This is a genomic window from Terrabacter sp. P5_B1, from assembly GCF_056400505.1.
Window position 1 is genome coordinate 25,084 of sequence record NZ_JBFULD010000004.1, and the last position, 16,863, is coordinate 41,946.

Genomic DNA, 16,863 nt, shown 5'->3' on the forward strand with positions numbered 1-16,863 from the left:
TTGCTGAACTGGTTCACTGCTGGATCGGTGGAAACTGCGGCCGGGCACTGGCCCCGAGGGGTCAGGCGGCCCTCTGCGACAACGACGTCTGCAGCCGCTGCTGGGCCTGCTCCAGGACGATCGCGAGGATGATGACGGCGCCCTTGACGACGGACTGCCAAAAGGTGGAGACCCCGACGAGGACGAGTCCGTCGGCGAGGAAGCCGATGACGAAGGCGCCCATGACGGTGCCGACGATGGTGCCGCGTCCACCGCTCAGGGCGGTGCCACCGAGCACGGCGGCGGCGATGGCGTTGAGCTCGTAGGTCGTCGCCGTGTCGGGGTAGGCCGCGCCGAGCTCGGAGGTGAGCAGCATGCCGGCCAGGGCAGCGCAGGCGCCGCTGATGACGTACACGGCGATGGTGATCCGCGGAACGCGAATGCCGGCCAGGACGGCCGCGCGGTCGTTGCCGCCGACGGCGTAGATGCGCCGGCCGAACGGCGTCTTCGTCGTGACGACGACGGCGACGACCGCGACGACGACCATGATCCACACTGCGACGGGGATGCCGAACCAGCTGTCAACGCCGATGACCGAGAATCCGGTGTTGCCGTGGGCCTCGCTGCCGGCGAGGTCGGGGAACGTGCCGCCGTTGCTGCGCAGCTGGGCCGCGCCACGGGCGACGTAGAGCATGCCGAGGGTGGCGATGAACGGTGCCACCCGGAACTTCGTGATGAGGATGCCGTTGACCCAGCCGACGAAGCAGCCGATGAGGATGCCCACGAGGATGACGGCGCCGACCGAGAGCCACAGCACGCCCCCGCCCGGAAGAGTCAGGCCCGCGAAGAGCAGGCCGCCGACGATCATGCTCGACAGGCCGGCGACGGACCCGACCGACAGGTCGATGCCGCCGGTGAGGATGACGAAGGTGACGCCTATCGCGAGGATCGCGTTGATGGCCACGTGCTTGGTCATCACGATGAGGTTGCTCGAGGTGAGGTAGTCCTGCGACATCGTGCCGAAGAGGATGATGAGCAGGACGAGCACGACGAGCGTCCGGCCGCGCAGCAGCAGCAGGCCGATCCGCGCCAGGGTGTCGCCACGCCGGGTCGGCTCGGCCGGCGAGGTGGGCGGCGTCTGGGTCGACGTGGCGGGCGCGACGTCCGTGTTGCTCATTCGGGGACCTCCGTGGCTGGTGTGGAGAGGATGTCGGTGCCGGCGGCCGCGGCGGCGAGCACGGCGTCGGAGGCGGATGCGGAGACGAGGGCCTCCTCGGTCAAGGCGTCGCCGGACAGCTCAGCGGTGACGCGCCCGCGCGCCATGACGAGCACGCGGTCGGCCATCGCCATGACCTCGGCGAGCTCGGAGGAGATGAACAGGACTCCGTAGCCAGCCTCGGCGAGGTCGCTCATGATCTCGGCAATCTGGCTCTTGGCGCCGACGTCGACGCCGCGCGTCGGCTCGTCGAGCAGCAGCACGACCGGCTCGGTCAGCAGCGCTCGGGCCAGGACGACCTTCTGTTGGTTGCCGCCGCTCAACGAGGTGACAGGGGCGGTCAGTGCCGGGATCTTGATCGAGAGCTCGCGCACCTTGTCACCCGCGACGCTGCGCTCGGCCTTCTGCGGCACCAGGCCGCGTCGGGCCAGCTTGCCGATCGTGGAGAGCAGGACGTTGTCGCCGACGCTCATGGTCTGGACGAGCCCGTCTCGCTGACGATCCTCGGGCACCAGCGCGAGACCTGCGGCCTGACGTGCGCGGACGCTGGCGTCCCTGACGAGCTCGCCCCGGACGGCCACCTCACCGGTGGACGTGCGGGTGCCCATCAGTGCCTCGAACAGCTCCGTTCGCCCGGCGCCCATGAGGCCGTAGATGCCGACGACCTCACCGGCACGCACCTGGAAGGAGACGTCGGCGACGAGCTCGCGCGGCGAGCCGGGCACGGTCAGGCCCGAGACCTCCAGGAGGACGTCACCGATGTCGCCTGCGGACCGCGAGAAGAGGGCGTTCGGGTCCTGGCCCACCATCTGGCGCACGATCCACGCGGTGTCGGTGCCCGTCATCGGTTCATGGGCCACGAGGGCCCCGTCGCGCAGGACGGTGACGTAGTCGCCGATGCGGCGGAACTCGTCGAGCTTGTGGGAGATGTAGATGATGGTGACGTCGTCCCGGCGCAGGTCGTCCATGACCTTGAAGAGGACGTCGACCTCGTGGTTGGACAGGGCCGAGGTCGGCTCGTCCATGATGAGGATGCGCACGTCCTCGAGGAGCACCCGGGCGATCTCGACGAGCTGCTGCTTGCCGATCGGCAGCTCACCGACCAGCATGTCGGGGTCGAGGTCCTGTCCGAGCCGTTGGAGGGCCTCGGTGGTGTGCCGCCGTTGCGCCGCGTGGTCGACGAACCGCCCGGCCCGGCGCAGCTCGCGCCCGGCGAAGAGGTTCTCGGCGATCGACATGTTCGGGAAGAGGCTCAGCTCCTGGTGGATGATGCCGATGCCGTGCGCGATCGCGTCGCGGGGGCTGCCGATGCTGACGGGCTCGTCGTCGAGCAGGATCGTGCCCGAGCTCGGCTGCTCGGCGCCGGCGAGGATCTTCATGAGGGTCGACTTGCCGGCGCCGTTCTCGCCTACGAGGACGTTGACCTTGCCTCGGAAGGCCTCGAAGTTGACGCCCTTGAGGGCGCGCACGCCGCCGTAGGTCTTCGTCACGTCGACGGCGCGTAGGACGACCGCATAGTCGGCCGCGGGGGCGGCCGTCGGTTCGGGAGCGGTAGTCACGACGCCGCCTCGAGCTGGGTCGGGACGATGAGCACCACACCCGGGGCGACGAGCGAGAAGGCCCCGGCGAAGGTGACCTTCTTGCCGACGAGGTCCTTGGCCTTCACCTTGGACAGCACGTCGGACTTGACCTTGGTGTTCAGCTGTGTGGCGGCGTCGGCGTAGTTGAGCTGGTTGGTGAAGTCGCCGAACCTGATGAACTTGACGGCGTCGCGCAGGGCGGTGCCCGCAATCACCGGCCCGGTGACCACCTGGACGTCCGCCGCCTTGCCATTGAGCCCGTCGACCTTGACCGTCAGCGGGTGGGTCGGCGCCTCCGCGTCGACGCCGGTCACGGTGCCGGTGCCCTTGACGAGGAAGGCGTAGGGGCTGCCGGTACCGGCCTGGTTGCCGTACTTCTTGCTGGCGGCCTCCTGCCCGGCCACGAGCGCGGGTAGTAGTTCCGAGGCGGCGACGGCGTCCTTCTGGACGGTCGGCAGCACCTTGCTGTCCCAGATGCCGTTGACGTAGGTCTTGGCGTCGAAGGCGGCTGACCCGCCAGCTCCCGGCGCCTTCTCCTGGCCCGCAGGGACATAGGTGTAGACGCCGGGGACGTGCGAGCACCCCGCGACGGACCCGCTGATCGCGAGGGCCGTTGCCAGACCTACGAGGGTTCGAGTCGTCGCCTTCGACTGAATACCCATTCGCCATTGAACGAACATACGACGATGATGCCCAGCGGGCGGCGCCGTGTCAACGATTTGCCGAATTCCCGGCCTCCGAACGGACCGGCGCGCGCGAGCTGCGCGCGGATGCCCTCTTGACATTGCCCTCGCACGGGGCCAGCCTTCCGATCGCCCTCACGATTCAATGGCGAATACGCATTCAGGAGGACAGCGCTATGAGGAACCCTCGGCGTACCACCCATCGATCCCCACGCCACCTGCGCCGTCTCGGTGCGGCCCTCGCAGGGAGTCCAATATGACCGGGCGCGTCCTGGTGCTGGGAGCGATCAACGTCGACATGGTCGCCAGGACGCAGCATCGACCGACTGGCGGGGAGACCGTCATCGCGACCGGCTACCAGCGCTCATCCGGCGGCAAAGGCGCCAACCAGGCGGCGGCGGCGGCGCGTGCCGGAGCCGACGTCGCGCTCGTCGCCGCGGCCGGGGACGACGAGGCGGGCATCCATGAGCTCGACGAGTTGCGCCGCCGGGCTGTGCGCACGGACTCCGTCGCCACCATCGCAGATGCACCCACTGGCATCGCCATGATCACGGTCACGCCTGACGGCGAGAACGCCATCGTGATCGTCCCCGGAGCGAACGAGCACCTCGATGTCGGGCACGTCGACACGTCCATGGCCCAGGCCGGTGAGCTTGCCGTTCTCATCCTGCAGACGGAGATCAATCCGCGGCTGGTCGACCGCGCCGCCAGTCAGGCGTCCGCCAGCAGGGTGGTCCTCAACAACGGGCCCTGGGTGGGCCTGGCCCCGAGCACACTGCGCCGAGCCGACCCTCTCGTCGTGAACGAGCTCGAGGCCCGTGACGCCTGCGGCTTGGCGGGGGCAGATCTGCCGCCGAAGAACCTCGCTCGAAGAGTGCGCGAGGTTACGCAGGCCCGCACGGTCCTCGTCACGTTGGGGCCGGTCGGCGTTTCGATCAGCGCGAACGGTGGCGATGACTTCGTGCCCGCCCTAGCGGCATCGACGGTCGTGGACACCACCGGCGCCGGCGACACCTTCGTCGGCACACTCGCCGCGCATCTCGCGCGCGGGGAGGAATTGACCATCGCAGTCGGAGCGGCGGTCTCCGCCGCGAGCGAGGCCGTCACATGGCGCGGCGCACGTCCACCCCTTGAGGGCTCAGAAGCAAATGGAGGAGACTGACGATGCTCAAGCACATCCCGTCCCTGATCAGCCCCGACTTGCTCCACTCCCTTGGGCTCATGGGGCACGGAGATCGCCTTGCGGTCGTGGACAGCAACTACCCCGCGGCGTCCCGACACCCGCGGGTGCACACGATCTTCGGCGCGGACACGTTCCAAGCCACACAAGCGGTCATGGCGCTCCTGCCTCTCGACGACTTCGTCGAGCCGGCCGCACTGCGGATGGTCCCGGACGGAGACCGCAGCTTCCGATCCCCGTCCCACGACGATTTCGAGGCGGAGCTGGCGAGGGCAGAGGGACGTCAGGTTCGCGCCCACCCGCTGGAACGGTCAGCGTTCTACGAGGCAGCAGCAACGGCATTCGCCGTCGTCCACACCTCCGATCCCCGCCCGTTTTCCTGTTTCCTGCTCACCAAGGGCGTCCTGCGCGGTGAGTAGGCGTCCGTGACGAGGTCGAACGCGTTGCGCTCGGGCGACGTGATCCGCGCTTAACCACATCTCGTCGCTCACCGTCCTGTCACCGACGGTCGGGGCCGCCGGCGCCGCGTCGAGGTCGGTGCCGATGCGTTCGAGCGCGCTGCCGCCCTCGTCCAGAACGTCGGCCAACGCAGGGAAGACGTGCGAAACCCCCGCGGTGACCGTGAGTGTCACCTGGACTGGGCCCGCGCGGCCCTGCCGAACAGGATCGCGTCGTCGCGCAGCACCTCGTGCGAGCCCACCTCGATGATCAGGGGCGGAAGCCCGCTCAAGTCGGTGTGCGCCGGGCTGGCCAGCGGGTCGTCACCCTGCTTGCCGCCGAGGTGGTCCACACCGCGCCGGCCCAGAGAATCGCGGCGGCGCAGAAGTCCGCCGCGATTGCATACCCCCCGCGTCAGCGCAGGTCAGGCGTTGCGGCCCCGCAGCGCGCAACCTGTCACCAGCAGAATCTCCGAACGTATTCCCCACGGAGCGATCGGGCCGCCGCGTTTCCGCAGGTCAGGGGCTTGCACAAAAGCCTTCGGAATCCGCAGCACCAAATACCCCTCCCAGGTACATGCGAGAGGCCCTGACCGGCGTTTCCGCTGGTCAGGGCCCCTCGGGGCACTGGGTGGCAGGTGAAGGATTCGAACCTTCGTAGCTCTCGCGACGGATTTACAGTCCGTTTCCATTGGCCGCTCGGACAACCTGCCTTGGTGCGTCTGGAAGGATAGCAAGAGATCGGGCGCGGTCCGAAATCGGGACCCCGGCGAGGCTTTCGTCGTGTCCGTGGGCCACCAGGTGAGCCCCTCGGCACCGTCCGACAGACCAGACAACAGCACGCGGAAGGACCCCACCGATGGCCGACTCGTCGTTCGACATCGTCAGCAAGTTCGACAAGCAGGAGATTGCCAACGCGGTCAACAGCGCCAGCAAGGAGATCGCGACGCGCTACGACTTCAAGAACGTCGGTGCCTCCGTCGACCTCGCCGGGGAGGTCATCAAGATGAAGGCGAACACCGAGGAGCGTTGTCTCGCCGTGCTGGACGTCGTCCAGACGCACCTCGTCAAGCGCAAGGTCAGCCTCAAGCACCTCGACGTCCCCGACGCCGGGCCGCGCCTCTCCGGCAAGGAGTACCACCTCGACGCGCCCCTCAAGGAGGGCATCTCCCAGGAGAACGCGAAGAAGATCAACAAGCTGATCCGCGACGAGGGGCCCAAGGGCGTCAAGAGCCAGATCCAGGGTGACGAGCTGCGCGTCTCGAGCAAGTCCCGCGACGACCTCCAGGCCGTCCAGCGGATGCTGCGCGAGGCCGACCTCGACGTCGCGCTGACATTCACCAACCAGCGCTGACACCACGGGTTCGCTTGGCGCACAGGCGGACCGACCACGACAGACCACGTATGCCGTCCGCCGCAGCGGGCGGCATACGTGCGTCTCAGAGTGGGCGGGCGAGACCGCGCAGGTCCGGGAAGACCTCGACCGCGAGCGGCCACCAGAAGAGGTGGCCGCAGAGTTCGGCATACTCCTCCGGTGTGACCCAACGGGTCTCATGGATGCCGTCGTCGCCGTCGCTGATGGGCGGTCGGGCATCGTCGAGCCGGGTGCGGAAGACCTGGAGGTAGGGCTTGTCGCGCGAGAACAGGTTGTCCTCGGTCCGGGCCGTGAAACGCTCGTAGCCGCAAGGGAGCACGTCCGGGTGGCGCAGCCGGAGGCCTGTCTCCTCGAACGTCTCGCGGACGGCGTTCTCGACGGGCGTCTCGTCGCCCTCGCGCCACCCGCCCGGCGAGCCCCACTCACTCCGGCGCACGCTGTGCACGACGACGAAGTCGCCCCGTCGGTCGCGAACGAACACCATGGCCGCCAGCACGCGCGTCGAGTCGACCGGGTCGTCGGACGCAACGAGGTCGACGTCGCTCGCCCCGTTGGGGAAGCTCACGTCGAGGATGCGGCGCACTCCTCGGTCGCGCTTGCGCTTGCGCAGCCGCAGGCCCGACGCGTTGAGGCGACGGGCGAGCTCGAGCCCACCGGTCGGGGTCGCGCCGGCGTCGACGGCGTCCTGCCACCGACCTTCGGGCACGTCGTAGTGGTCGCCGTCGAACGAGCGCGGGTGCAGGCCGGCGGCCTGCGCGACCTCGTGCAGCTCGTCGTAGGAGACGTCGCTGACGAGGTGGGCGAAGAGCCGACCGTGGGCAGGCCAGATCGGTTGGTCGATCCACACGGTCATGACTCGCAGCCTAGGCCAGCGTGGGGGCGTCTGCCGCCGGGCCCTGTGGATGACGCCGGTCGCAGGATTTCGGCTCCACCTAGCCTCGAACGCAGTGGCCGGCGTCCTGCCGGCCCCGATCGAGGAGTAGACCCATGTCCCGTTCCGTCGTTGACACCGAACGCATCGCCGCAGCGGCCGCTGACATCAACCGGCTCGCCGACACCATCACGTCGAGCACCTCCGAGCTGCGCGGCCGGCTGGCCGGCATGGGCGCGGACTGGCAGGGCCCGGCCAAGGTCGAGTTCGAGCGCGTCATGCACGACTACCAGCGCATCCAGGCGCAGATGACCGAGGCGCTCGCCGACGTCGGCCAGCTCACGCTCAAGGCGTCGTCGGCCTACGCCGAGCACGAGAACGCGACGCGCGCCCTCTTCGCCCGCTGAGCGGTCGACGCGGGCCCGTGGCCGCTCCCTCAGACGCCGAAGGGCGGCTCCCCCTGAGGGGAACCGCCCTTCCAGCGTGGTGCTGGGTGACCGTGGGTCGTTGGGCTCAGAAGCCCATGCCGCCCATGCCGCCCATGTCGTCGCCACCGGGCATGGCCGGAGCGGCCTTCTCCGGCTTGTCGGCGATGACGGCCTCGGTCGTGAGGAAGAGCGCCGCGATCGAGGCGGCGTTCTGCAGCGCCGAGCGGGTCACCTTGACCGGGTCGATGATGCCGGCGGCCAGCAGGTCGCCGTACTCACCGGAGGCCGCGTTGAGACCGTGGCCGGCCTCGAGACCGCGCACCTTCTCCGCGACGACGCCACCCTCGAGACCGGCGTTGATCGCGATCTGCTTGAGCGGAGCCTCGGTCGCGACGCGCACGATGTTGGCGCCGGTCGCCTCGTCACCCTCGAGCGTGAGCTCGTCGAGCGCCTTGGCGGCCTGGATGAGGGCCACGCCACCACCTGCGACGATGCCCTCCTCGACGGCAGCCTTCGCGTTGCGGACGGCGTCCTCGATGCGGTGCTTGCGCTCCTTGAGCTCGACCTCGGTGGCCGCGCCCGCCTTGATGACGGCGACGCCGCCGGCGAGCTTGGCGAGGCGCTCCTGGAGCTTCTCGCGGTCGTAGTCGGAGTCCGACTTCTCGATCTCGGCCTTGATCTGGGCGATGCGGCCCTCGATCTGCGAGCGGTCCTCGGCGTCCTCGACGATGGTCGTCTCGTCCTTGGTGACGACGACCTTGCGAGCGCGGCCGAGCAGGTCGAGGGTGGCGTTCTCGAGCTTGAGACCGACCTCCTCGGAGATGACCTGGCCACCGGTGAGGATGGCGATGTCGGTGAGCATGGCCTTGCGGCGGTCGCCGAAGCCCGGAGCCTTGACGGCGACGGACTTGAACGTGCCCTTGATCTTGTTCACGACGAGCGTCGCGAGGGCCTCACCCTCGATGTCCTCGGCGATGATCAGCAGCGGCTTGCCGGACTGCATGACCTTCTCGAGCAGCGGGACGAGGTCCTTGATGCTGCCGATCTTGGAGTTCGCGACGAGCACGTAGGCGTCGTCGAGGACGGCCTCCATGCGCTCGGTGTCGGTGACGAAGTAGGCGGAGATGTAGCCCTTGTCGAAGCGCATACCCTCCGTCATCTCCAGCTCGAGGCCCATGGTGTTGGAGTCCTCGACGGTGATGACACCTTCCTTGCCGACCTTGTCCATCGCCTCGGCGATGAGACCACCGATCTCCTCGTCGGCCGCCGAGATGCTGGCGGTCGAGGCGATCTGCTCCTTGGTCTCGATCTCCTTGGCCTGCTCGAGCAGGCGGGCGGTGACGGCCTCGACGGCCTTCTCGATGCCGCGCTTGAGCGCCATCGGGTTGGCGCCGGCGGCCACGTTGCGCAGGCCTTCCTTCACCATCGCCTGGGCGAGCACGGTGGCCGTCGTCGTACCGTCACCGGCGACATCGTCGGTCTTCTTGGCAACTTCCTTGACGAGCTCCGCGCCGATCTTCTCGTACGGGTCGTCGAGCTCGATCTCCTTGGCGATCGAGACGCCGTCGTTGGTGATCGTGGGGGCGCCCCACTTCTTCTCCAGGACGACGTTGCGGCCCTTCGGGCCGAGGGTCACGCGGACGGCGTCGGCGAGGATGTTCATGCCCCGCTCGAGACCGCGGCGTGCCTCTTCGTCAAAAGCAATGGTCTTGGCCATTCGGGTGGTTCCTCCCACACGAAACGTTGGTGGTGGACCGCACGACGCCCGCGACGGACGGGACCGGTCTCCCCAGCTTCATGTCGCTGCGGACCCGACCCCTCGGCATACGGCCCATTTCTGTCACTCCCCTAGGGAGAGTGCTAACGCCATTATTGGCACTCTCGGGGTGAGAGTGCAAACACTCGGGAGCTCACGGCCGTAGCCGGCCTGCGCCCCCGAGCACCCCCGAACCGCCACGCACGACCGTGCGTATGCCGTGTGCCCGGCTCAGGCGCCCACGGCCGGGGCCAGCACGCCTGCGATACGGGCGGCATACTCCTCTGACTCCTGGTCCGAGGCGTACTTGGTGCGGGGCCAGAAGAAACCGCGCAGCCCGTCCCCCTTGGTGCGCGGCACGACGTGCACGTGCAGGTGCGGCACCGACTGGCTCACGACGTTGTTCACCGCCACGAAGCTGCCCTGGGCGCCGAGCCCCTCGACGGCAGCCGCGGCGAGCCGCTGGGCCGCCCCCAGCAGCGTGGCGTGCAGCTCCGCGGGCAGGTCGAGCAGGGTGTCGACGTGCCGGCGCGGCACGAGCAGCACATGGCCCTTGAAGACGGGGCGCCGGTCGAGGAAGGCGACGAGGTCCGGCTCGTCGAGCACGACGTCGGCGGGCGTCTCACCGGACACGATCGAGCAGAAGACGCAGTCCATGGCGACAGGCTCCCACGCGCCGGCGAGCCGTGCCGTCTGCGACAAACGCGGGGACCGCGCCCAGGCCGATGGAGGCCGCTACGGTGGCTCCATGCTCAATGAGCCGTGGGTCACGTCGGAGTGGGCCGCGTGACCGCCCGAGCGTCCGGCGGCGACCTCGGCCCGTCGACGGCGGGCTTCGTGGAGGTGGCCGACCGGGTCTTCGTCGCGCGCTACCGCCAGTGGGACGTCAACGTCGGCCTCGTGCTCGGACGCCACGGCGCGGTCGTCGTCGACACGCGGGCGAGTGACGTCCAGGGCGCCCAGGTGCTCGACGACATCCGCCGCCTCGGCAGGGACGTCGTCGTGCGCCACGTCGTCAGCACGCACGTCCACTTCGACCACACCTTCGGCAACGCCGCCTTCGAGACGGCCATCGTCCACGCCCACGACAACGTCGGGCGCACGACCGTAACCGCGGCCGAGCACATCAAGGCCGCCTTCCGCGCGGACCCCGGAGCGGGACCGGAGTACGGCTACACCGAGCGCGACGCCGCCGAGGTGATGGCGACGGTGGTGCGCGGCCCCGACCGCACCTTCGGCTCCAACGCGACCATCGACCTCGGTGACCGGGTCGTGACGATGGCGTATGCCGGCCGCGGCCACACCGACGGCGACGTGGCCGTGCTCGTGCCCGACACGGACACGATGTTCCTCGGCGACCTCGTCGAGGAGAGCGCGCCCCCGTCGTTCGGCGACGACTGCTGGCCCCTCGAGTGGGCCGACACCCTGACATCCCACCTCGTCCAGGTGTCGGAGCGCACCGTCGTCGTCCCGGGGCACGGGCGTCCGGTGGACGAGGCCTTCGTGACGCGTCAGCGCGACGACGTCGCTGCCGTCGCGGCGGTGATCCGCGAGCGCCGGCTCGGCGAGGTCCGCCTCGAGGAGGCGCTGCGCGAACCGGACCCGCGCCTGCCCTACCCGCTCGATCACCTCGGTTCGGCGATCCGGCGCGGCTGGGACCACGTCGCCCCGCCCGCCCGCCCCCCTGACCTGACCTGACCTGACCTGACACGCAGACGTCATGGAGGTTCGTCGGCATCAGGTGCCGGAAGAACTCCACGAGGTCACCCGCCAGTCATTCCCTCAGGCCGCTCGACGTCGTGAGGGGACTGCGTCACAGACAGGACCGCACGGTCTGAGGTCACCCGTCCAACCCCGGGACTGGAGCAGGCGCCCGACGACGCGACTGCCCCGACAGGGTTCGAGGACCTGCCCCCACCCGAACCGGATGGTCGCCTCGCCCCGCACCATGGCTTCGACGTCCCGCTCCAGATCGGTCCACTCCCGTCGGAGACCGGAGTGGACCAGCCGTCCGTCGAGCTCCACGACGACTCTGAAGTCCGAGTACTCCACGTCTCGGAACGTCACGCCCTGTCTCGTCACCCCCCGAACCTGGCGCCGGGCCACCGGAAGGCCGTGCGACCGCTCGACATCGCGCCGGTAGCGACGTTCGAACACCGACATCGAGCCCGCAGCGACATCATCGAGGATGGCCAGCAGCAGGCGCCGCCGGGGCAGTCGACCTCACCCGGACAGCGTGGCGTGCAGGCGAGCGGCTGTCGTCGCCCCTTCGTGGCAGGCATCGGCCAGCAGTGCGACGGCGCCTGCTTCGTCCCAGCAGGCAGAGGCAACGTCGAGCAGAGCCTCGTCGAGACGGAGCCGGGACGGCGACAGATGGAGCTGGACGCGCCCGTCGAAGTCGGTTCGGCGCGTCACGATCACCCCGGACGGTGGCACGACGCGCCGGCTCGCCGCCACGACGACGTGGACCGGTTCGGTGCCTGCGCGTCCTGCGGTTCCTGCGGTCCAGGCGGCATCACCGTGAGAGCGCCCCGGGGGTCGTGGGTCGGAGAGGGTCTGAGCCCGTGCGCACGCAGCGCTGAGGGTCCCGCAAGCGCCGCGGGCCAGTGGAAGAGCACGGCGCTCCAGGCTCGCTGCGACCACGTGGGGGCCCGGTGTGGCCTACGTAGACGCCGGGGTGGACCCGAGCCAGCTGTCGGCGGCGCAGCAGTCGCTCGAGGGCGTTGTCGTCGAGGCCGCACTCGAGTGCCTGCGCTCTCCAGACCACCCCGTCCTGATGTCGAAGCACGCGGTCGACCGGCGACAGGTCCATGCCCGAGAGCGTGACCGAGTTGCGCCTCAGGCGGCCCAGTGCCGGCCGCGCCTGTGGATGACCGAGGGCCCCGGTGAGGGGATGTGGGCGGCTGTGGTGCTCCACGGTCGAGGAGCTTCATCGGCACCAGGTGGCGAAAGAACTCCACCACCTCAACTGCAAGCCTCGGGCCGGACTCAGCCCGGGATCGCGGACGGGAAGGCGTCGGACCACGACCGCAGGGCGACGCCGCCGTCGGCCGAGCGGTCGACCGACGTCGCGGCGAGCAGGGCGTGGACGATGGCCCGCGCGACGCAGTCGGCCCCGGCCTCCATGAGCAGCGTCTGCTCCACGGGATCGGGCGCCGACCGCTCGCCCGTCGCCAGGGCGAAGAGCGTGTCGCCGTCGAAGAGGGTGTGCACCGGCTTGAGCGCCCGCGCGAACCCGTCGTGACCGATGCCGGCCACCTTCTGGCACTGCCCCTTCGTCAACGTCGCATCGGTCGCGATGACCCCGATCGTCGTCGCCAGGCCGGGGCGGCCGGCGTTCGCGGGCAGCGCCTCGGCCCGGGCCCGTGACTCCTCGAGCTCAGAGGCACTCGGGCGCCTCACCTGGGCCAGCTCGTCCCCGAGGCCGAGCCCGACGGCATACGGCAGGCCGGTGGCCGGGTCGACGGCCGAGCCGACCGCGTTGACGGCGACGAGCGCGGCGACGGTGGTGCCCGACGCGAGCACGACGCTCGCCGAGCCGATGCCGCCCTTGAAGCCGCCCACCTTCGCTCCCGTGCCGGCGCCGACGCAGCCCTGCTCCACGGCGGCTGCCGACGCGCTGGCGTATGCCGCCCTGCCGTCCTCCGCGCGCGGGCGGTGACCCCACGCGCCGCCGCGCCCCAGGTCGAAGAGGATCGCGGACGGCACGATCGGCACGACCTGTCCGCGCTCGCCGACCGGCCAGCCGATGCCTTCGGCAACCAGCGCGTCCATCACGCCGTCGGCGGCGGCGAGCCCGAAGGCGGACCCGCCTCCGAGGACGACGGCATGCACCCGGTCGACGAGGTTGCGGGGGTCGAGGACGTCGGTCTCCCGCGTGCCGGGACCACCGCCGCGGACGTCGACGCCGGCAACCACTCCACCGGGCGGCGCGACGACGACGGTGACGCCCGTCAGCCAGCCCGGCTCGTCCCGGGTGCAGTGGCCGACCCGCAGGCCCGCGACGTCGACGAGCGAGTTCGTCGGGCCGGGCGCGGGGACCCAGGCCGGACCGCTCACCGCGGGTCCCGCAGGTCGAACTCCATGAGCCGCCCGGGCAAGGTGAAGCCGAGTCGCTCGTAGAACTCCTGCGCACGGTCGTCGGGCGCGTTGAGCCGGATCCACTTGACGTCGGTCGTGCGCGACCACTCGATCATGGCCTCGGTGAGGGCCCGGCCCACCCCACGGTCACGACAGCCGGGCGCCACGAACAGGCCGCCGACGTGCAGCCACGACACGTCCTTGCGCCCCGGCCACGGCAGCGCCCGGATGCGTCGGGTCTCGAGGATGCCGGCGTGCTGGCCGCGGCTCTCCGCGATCCACGTCGGCCGGTCGGGCCGCTCGGCCAGCCACGCGTCGACGAAACGGTCGAGGTAGCCGGGCTCGGACGGCATACCGAGCTCGCGGGCGAACTGCAGGTGCAGGGCGGCGACGACGAGGGCGTCGTCAGCCGACGCGCGACGGATGGTCACCTCGGCCATGAGGGAAGTGAACCATGCCTGCGCAAGAAGGGCGCGCACCCGTGGCCCCGCCGGGTGGGTCCGCTCAACCGTTGGGACGGCTCAGACGTTGATCTCAGACGTTGATGCCGAGGCGGCGGCTCGTGCGCGCGCGCTGACGGCTCGCGCGCATCCGGCGCAGTCGCTTGATGAGCATCGGGTCGGCCTCGAGGGCCTCCGGGCTGTCGAGGAGCGCGTTGAGCACCTGGTAGTACCGGGTCGAGCTCATGTCGAAGAGCTCCTTGATCGCCTGTTCCTTGGAGCCGGCGTACTTCCACCACTGGCGCTCGAAGGCCAGGATCTCGAGGTCGCGCGCGCTGAGGCCGCTCTCGGAGTCGTGGCGGTCCGGCTGCGCCGTGGCGTGTTCTGTGCTCATGTCCCCGTCTCGCTGCAGTCGTGCTGCGTCTCGCGCCGTGCGTTGGCTCCGGTCACACCCTAGACCCAAATGACAGGGGTGTCATTCGCCGCCCGCCGCAGGCGCGGGCGCGTCGCGGGGCCGCTTCGACCCGTCTGGAACACCCGTCACACCGGTCACTCCCACACCAGTTCGACCCCTACGACATCGTGTCGAGGATGGCGTTGACGTCCTCCTTCGTCGTCTGCGGGTTGACGATGGCGAAGCGCGTCAGCGTCTCGCCGCGGAAGGTCGTCGGCACGACGAACGCGAACTCCTCCCCCAGCAGCCGGTCGGTCCATTCCTGGTAGTCCGCCGGGCCCCACCCGAGGCGCCGGAAGACCACGACCGAGAGGTCGGGCTCGCGCACCGCCTCGAGGTAGGCGCGGCGGCCGATCTCGTCCGCGGCGAAGCGCGTCACCTCGAGCGTGCTCTCGATCGCCTCGACGTAGGCGTCGGTGCCGTGCACGGCGAGGGAGTACCAGAGCGGCAGCCCTCGCGCCCGGCGCGTCAGCCCGATGGAGTAGTCGGTGGGGTTCCACTCGGCCGACTTCGTGATGACGTCGAGGTAGCCCGCCTCCTGCGTGTGCGCGACGCGGGCCAGCTCGGGCTCGCGGTAGATGAGGGCGCAGCAGTCGAAGGGGGCGAAGAGCCACTTGTGCGGGTCGACGATGAACGAGTCGGCGTGCTCGATGCCCTGGAAGAGGTGCCGCACGGAAGGTGCGGCGAGCCCGGCGCCACCGTAGGCGCCGTCGACATGCAGCCACAGGCCGAACTCGCGGCAGACCTCGGCGACCGACGCCAGGTCGTCCACGACGCCGAAGTTCGTCGTGCCGCTCGTCGCGACGACGGCGAAGAAGGTCTCGGGACCGTGCTCCTCGAGGGTCTTGCGCAGCTCGGGGCCGGTCAGGCGCAGCTTCTCGTCGACGTGCACGCCGCACACCTCGGCGTCCATGACGGCCGCCATGGACACGACGGACGAGTGCGCGTTGTCGGTCGCGGCGATCCGGAAGGGCCGGGCGCCCGTGCCGGCCTCCGTGGCGCGAGCCCTGGCCGTATGCCGTGCCACGACGAGCGCGGACAGGTTGCCCACCGTGCCGCCGGGCACGAAGACGCCGCCCGCGGACTCGGGCAGGCCCGCGAGGTCGCTGATCCAGCGCAGCGCCTGGTTCTCGGCGTAGACCGCGCCCGCGCCCTCCATCCACGACCCGCCGTAGATGGACGAGGCGCCGACGACGACGTCGAAGGCCGCGGCCTCACGTGTCGGCGCGCACGGGATGAAGGAGAGGTAGCGGGGGTGGTCCGTCGACAGGCAGGCCGGCGCCAGGGTGTGCTCGAAGAGCTCCATCGCCCGCGTCGAGCCGAGGCCCGCCGCGGTGATGGTCTGCCCGGCGGCCGACCGGAGGTGCTTCTCGGTCTGGGCGCCGTCGAGCGGGATCGGGTCCATGAGCAGGCGCTCGCGGGCGTAGCGGAGGACCTTGTCGACGGCGACGTGGTCGGCGTCCTTGTCGAAGCTGTGCACGCACAGATGCTAGGCCCTACGGCCCGACCCCTCCGGCCCTCGGACGCTTCGCGCGGGATGGGGCGGGATGAGGCGGGATGGGGCGGGATGGGGCGGGATCGCGCGGGACCGCGCGGGATGGGGCGGGATGGGTCCGAGCGCGGGCGGGGCGGAGCCGCGCCTCAGCCCCGGAGGGCGGTGCGCAGCTCGTCGGCGTCGTGCGCGACGACCGTCGGCCGCACGCCGTGGAGCGCCTCGGGCAGCCCCGCGCCCCACGTGACGGCGACGGTGTCCATGCCCGCCGCCTTGCCGGCGAGCACGTCGACGACGGCGTCACCGACGTAGACCGCGTCGTTCGAGCCGCGGCCCATCCGCTCGAGCGCGAGCAGCAGCGGGGTCGGGTCCGGCTTGTGCCGCTCGGTGTCCTCCATGGCGACGAGGACCTCGACGTGCTCGCTGAGACCGAGGATGTCCATGGCCTGCTGCGCCGACTCGCGGCGCTTCGAGGTGGCGACGCCGACGTTGACGCCGGCCGCGCGCAGCTCGCGGAGCACCTCACGGACGCCGTCGTAGCCCCGGATGAGCCGCTCGGTGTTGTCGGCGTTCCACTGGAGGTACGTTGCGTAGAGCTCGTCCGCCTGCTCCGGCGAGTGGTCGCGGAAGGCGCTGAGGAGCGGTCGGCCGATCCACGAGCGGATGACGGTCGGGTCCTCCTCGCGACCGAGGATCGTGCGGAAGGCATGCTGGTAGGACTCGACGATGAGGTTGATCGTGTCGGCCAGCGTGCCGTCGAGGTCGAAGACAGCGGTGGACCAGCGGGGAGAAGTCACCGACCGAGCCTAGGGCAGCGCCGCGTCCAGCCAGCGCCCGCGTCTCATGACCCGGGTCGGGCGCGCGTCCGCGTCGACGACGACCACGTCGGCCC

At 70.3% G+C, this 16,863-nt stretch carries 19 protein-coding genes and 1 tRNA gene; 5 read left to right on the forward strand and 15 right to left on the reverse strand.

Annotated elements, in window-relative coordinates; translation table 11 throughout:
* Positions 1–61: 61 nt before the first annotated feature.
* The 3 genes from AC1DP0_RS00800 to AC1DP0_RS00810 are packed head-to-tail and all read right to left on the reverse strand — an operon-like array spanning position 62 to position 3,437.
* A complete protein-coding gene (locus tag AC1DP0_RS00800; protein WP_478081878.1) occupies positions 62–1,156 on the reverse strand; it encodes an ABC transporter permease in 1,095 nt (364 codons plus the stop codon).
* A complete protein-coding gene (locus AC1DP0_RS00805) occupies positions 1,153–2,754 on the reverse strand; it encodes a sugar ABC transporter ATP-binding protein (protein ID WP_478081880.1) in 1,602 nt (533 codons plus the stop codon). Before AC1DP0_RS00805 ends, AC1DP0_RS00800 begins: the two co-directional genes overlap by 4 nt.
* Positions 2,751–3,437, reverse strand: a complete 687-nt coding sequence (locus tag AC1DP0_RS00810; protein ID WP_478081882.1) for a DUF2291 family protein — start codon at positions 3,435–3,437, stop codon at positions 2,751–2,753. The genes AC1DP0_RS00805 and AC1DP0_RS00810 overlap by 4 nt, the downstream gene beginning before the upstream one ends.
* A gap of 277 nt (positions 3,438–3,714) precedes the next feature.
* On the opposite strand from AC1DP0_RS00810, the gene AC1DP0_RS00815 reads away from it, so the two are divergent.
* A complete protein-coding gene (locus AC1DP0_RS00815) occupies positions 3,715–4,620 on the forward strand; it encodes a PfkB family carbohydrate kinase (RefSeq protein WP_478081884.1) in 906 nt (301 codons plus the stop codon).
* Between the two features lie 2 nt (positions 4,621–4,622).
* Complete coding sequence (locus AC1DP0_RS00820; protein ID WP_478081886.1) at positions 4,623–5,057, forward strand: RbsD/FucU family protein; 435 nt, start codon at positions 4,623–4,625, stop codon at positions 5,055–5,057.
* A 209-nt stretch (positions 5,058–5,266) separates the two neighbouring features.
* Here the strand turns inward: AC1DP0_RS00820 and AC1DP0_RS00825 are convergent, their stop codons facing one another.
* Both AC1DP0_RS00825 and AC1DP0_RS00830 read right to left on the reverse strand, forming a co-directional pair.
* On the reverse strand, positions 5,267–5,428 hold the full coding sequence (locus AC1DP0_RS00825) for an alpha/beta hydrolase fold domain-containing protein (RefSeq protein WP_478081888.1): 162 nt from the start codon (positions 5,426–5,428) through the stop codon (positions 5,267–5,269).
* Between the two features lie 279 nt (positions 5,429–5,707).
* A tRNA-Tyr gene (locus AC1DP0_RS00830) sits at positions 5,708–5,788 on the reverse strand.
* Positions 5,789–5,934: 146 nt separating this feature from the next.
* Between AC1DP0_RS00830 and AC1DP0_RS00835 the strand changes: the two genes are divergently transcribed.
* Positions 5,935–6,429: a YajQ family cyclic di-GMP-binding protein gene (locus AC1DP0_RS00835; RefSeq protein WP_478081890.1), complete on the forward strand. Its 495-nt coding sequence runs from the start codon at positions 5,935–5,937 to the stop codon at positions 6,427–6,429.
* Positions 6,430–6,514: 85 nt separating this feature from the next.
* On the opposite strand, the gene AC1DP0_RS00840 is transcribed toward AC1DP0_RS00835, so the two are convergent.
* Positions 6,515–7,303: a DUF4031 domain-containing protein gene (locus AC1DP0_RS00840; RefSeq protein ID WP_478081892.1), complete on the reverse strand. Its 789-nt coding sequence runs from the start codon at positions 7,301–7,303 to the stop codon at positions 6,515–6,517.
* 134 nt (positions 7,304–7,437) lie between these two features.
* On the opposite strand from AC1DP0_RS00840, the gene AC1DP0_RS00845 reads away from it, so the two are divergent.
* The gene (locus AC1DP0_RS00845; RefSeq protein ID WP_478081894.1) at positions 7,438–7,728 is read left to right on the forward strand and encodes a WXG100 family type VII secretion target; all 291 of its coding nucleotides are present in this window, start codon (positions 7,438–7,440) and stop codon (positions 7,726–7,728) included.
* A gap of 106 nt (positions 7,729–7,834) precedes the next feature.
* On the opposite strand, the gene groL is transcribed toward AC1DP0_RS00845, so the two are convergent.
* Positions 7,835–9,466, reverse strand: a complete 1,632-nt coding sequence (gene groL, locus AC1DP0_RS00850; protein WP_478081896.1) for a chaperonin GroEL — start codon at positions 9,464–9,466, stop codon at positions 7,835–7,837.
* A gap of 270 nt (positions 9,467–9,736) precedes the next feature.
* Positions 9,737–10,162 (reverse strand): HIT family protein, encoded by a 426-nt coding sequence (locus tag AC1DP0_RS00855; protein WP_478081898.1) that lies wholly within the window; start codon positions 10,160–10,162, stop codon positions 9,737–9,739.
* A 129-nt stretch (positions 10,163–10,291) separates the two neighbouring features.
* Here AC1DP0_RS00855 and AC1DP0_RS00860 point away from each other — a divergent pair, with 129 nt between their 5' ends.
* Positions 10,292–11,203: an MBL fold metallo-hydrolase gene (locus AC1DP0_RS00860; RefSeq protein ID WP_478081900.1), complete on the forward strand. Its 912-nt coding sequence runs from the start codon at positions 10,292–10,294 to the stop codon at positions 11,201–11,203.
* A 525-nt stretch (positions 11,204–11,728) separates the two neighbouring features.
* Here the strand turns inward: AC1DP0_RS00860 and AC1DP0_RS00865 are convergent.
* From AC1DP0_RS00865 to AC1DP0_RS00895, 7 genes are all read right to left on the reverse strand, one after another.
* Positions 11,729–11,920: a hypothetical protein gene (locus tag AC1DP0_RS00865; RefSeq protein ID WP_478081902.1), complete on the reverse strand. Its 192-nt coding sequence runs from the start codon at positions 11,918–11,920 to the stop codon at positions 11,729–11,731.
* A gap of 100 nt (positions 11,921–12,020) precedes the next feature.
* Positions 12,021–12,317 (reverse strand): type IV toxin-antitoxin system AbiEi family antitoxin domain-containing protein, encoded by a 297-nt coding sequence (locus AC1DP0_RS00870; RefSeq protein ID WP_478081904.1) that lies wholly within the window; start codon positions 12,315–12,317, stop codon positions 12,021–12,023.
* Between the two features lie 176 nt (positions 12,318–12,493).
* Positions 12,494–13,564 (reverse strand): P1 family peptidase, encoded by a 1,071-nt coding sequence (locus tag AC1DP0_RS00875; RefSeq protein WP_478081906.1) that lies wholly within the window; start codon positions 13,562–13,564, stop codon positions 12,494–12,496.
* Positions 13,561–14,025: an N-acetyltransferase family protein gene (locus AC1DP0_RS00880; RefSeq protein WP_478081908.1), complete on the reverse strand. Its 465-nt coding sequence runs from the start codon at positions 14,023–14,025 to the stop codon at positions 13,561–13,563. The genes AC1DP0_RS00875 and AC1DP0_RS00880 overlap by 4 nt, the downstream gene beginning before the upstream one ends.
* A gap of 94 nt (positions 14,026–14,119) precedes the next feature.
* Positions 14,120–14,419, reverse strand: coding sequence for a DUF3263 domain-containing protein (locus tag AC1DP0_RS00885; protein ID WP_478081910.1), 300 nt, complete (start codon positions 14,417–14,419; stop codon positions 14,120–14,122).
* A 178-nt stretch (positions 14,420–14,597) separates the two neighbouring features.
* On the reverse strand, positions 14,598–15,959 hold the full coding sequence (locus tag AC1DP0_RS00890) for a pyridoxal phosphate-dependent decarboxylase family protein (protein ID WP_478081912.1): 1,362 nt from the start codon (positions 15,957–15,959) through the stop codon (positions 14,598–14,600).
* 161 nt (positions 15,960–16,120) lie between these two features.
* Positions 16,121–16,768 carry an HAD family hydrolase gene (locus tag AC1DP0_RS00895; protein WP_478081914.1) on the reverse strand — a complete coding sequence of 216 codons (648 nt, stop codon included), beginning with the start codon at positions 16,766–16,768 and terminating at the stop codon, positions 16,121–16,123.
* Between the last annotated feature and the right edge of the window lie 95 nt (positions 16,769–16,863).

Coding starts and splice junctions, on each gene's coding strand:
- groL (WP_478081896.1), bottom strand. CDS start 9,466: ATGGCCAAGACCATTGCTTTTGACGAAGAGGCACGCCGCGGTCTCGAG.
- AC1DP0_RS00880 (WP_478081908.1), bottom strand. CDS start 14,025: ATGGCCGAGGTGACCATCCGTCGCGCGTCGGCTGACGACGCCCTCGTC.
- AC1DP0_RS00845 (WP_478081894.1), top strand. CDS start 7,438: ATGTCCCGTTCCGTCGTTGACACCGAACGCATCGCCGCAGCGGCCGCT.
- AC1DP0_RS00815 (WP_478081884.1), top strand. CDS start 3,715: ATGACCGGGCGCGTCCTGGTGCTGGGAGCGATCAACGTCGACATGGTC.
- AC1DP0_RS00870 (WP_478081904.1), bottom strand. CDS start 12,317: ATGGACCTGTCGCCGGTCGACCGCGTGCTTCGACATCAGGACGGGGTG.
- AC1DP0_RS00885 (WP_478081910.1), bottom strand. CDS start 14,419: ATGAGCACAGAACACGCCACGGCGCAGCCGGACCGCCACGACTCCGAG.
- AC1DP0_RS00800 (WP_478081878.1), bottom strand. CDS start 1,156: ATGAGCAACACGGACGTCGCGCCCGCCACGTCGACCCAGACGCCGCCC.
- AC1DP0_RS00835 (WP_478081890.1), top strand. CDS start 5,935: ATGGCCGACTCGTCGTTCGACATCGTCAGCAAGTTCGACAAGCAGGAG.
- AC1DP0_RS00840 (WP_478081892.1), bottom strand. CDS start 7,303: ATGACCGTGTGGATCGACCAACCGATCTGGCCTGCCCACGGTCGGCTC.
- AC1DP0_RS00810 (WP_478081882.1), bottom strand. CDS start 3,437: ATGGGTATTCAGTCGAAGGCGACGACTCGAACCCTCGTAGGTCTGGCA.
- AC1DP0_RS00855 (WP_478081898.1), bottom strand. CDS start 10,162: ATGGACTGCGTCTTCTGCTCGATCGTGTCCGGTGAGACGCCCGCCGAC.
- AC1DP0_RS00820 (WP_478081886.1), top strand. CDS start 4,623: ATGCTCAAGCACATCCCGTCCCTGATCAGCCCCGACTTGCTCCACTCC.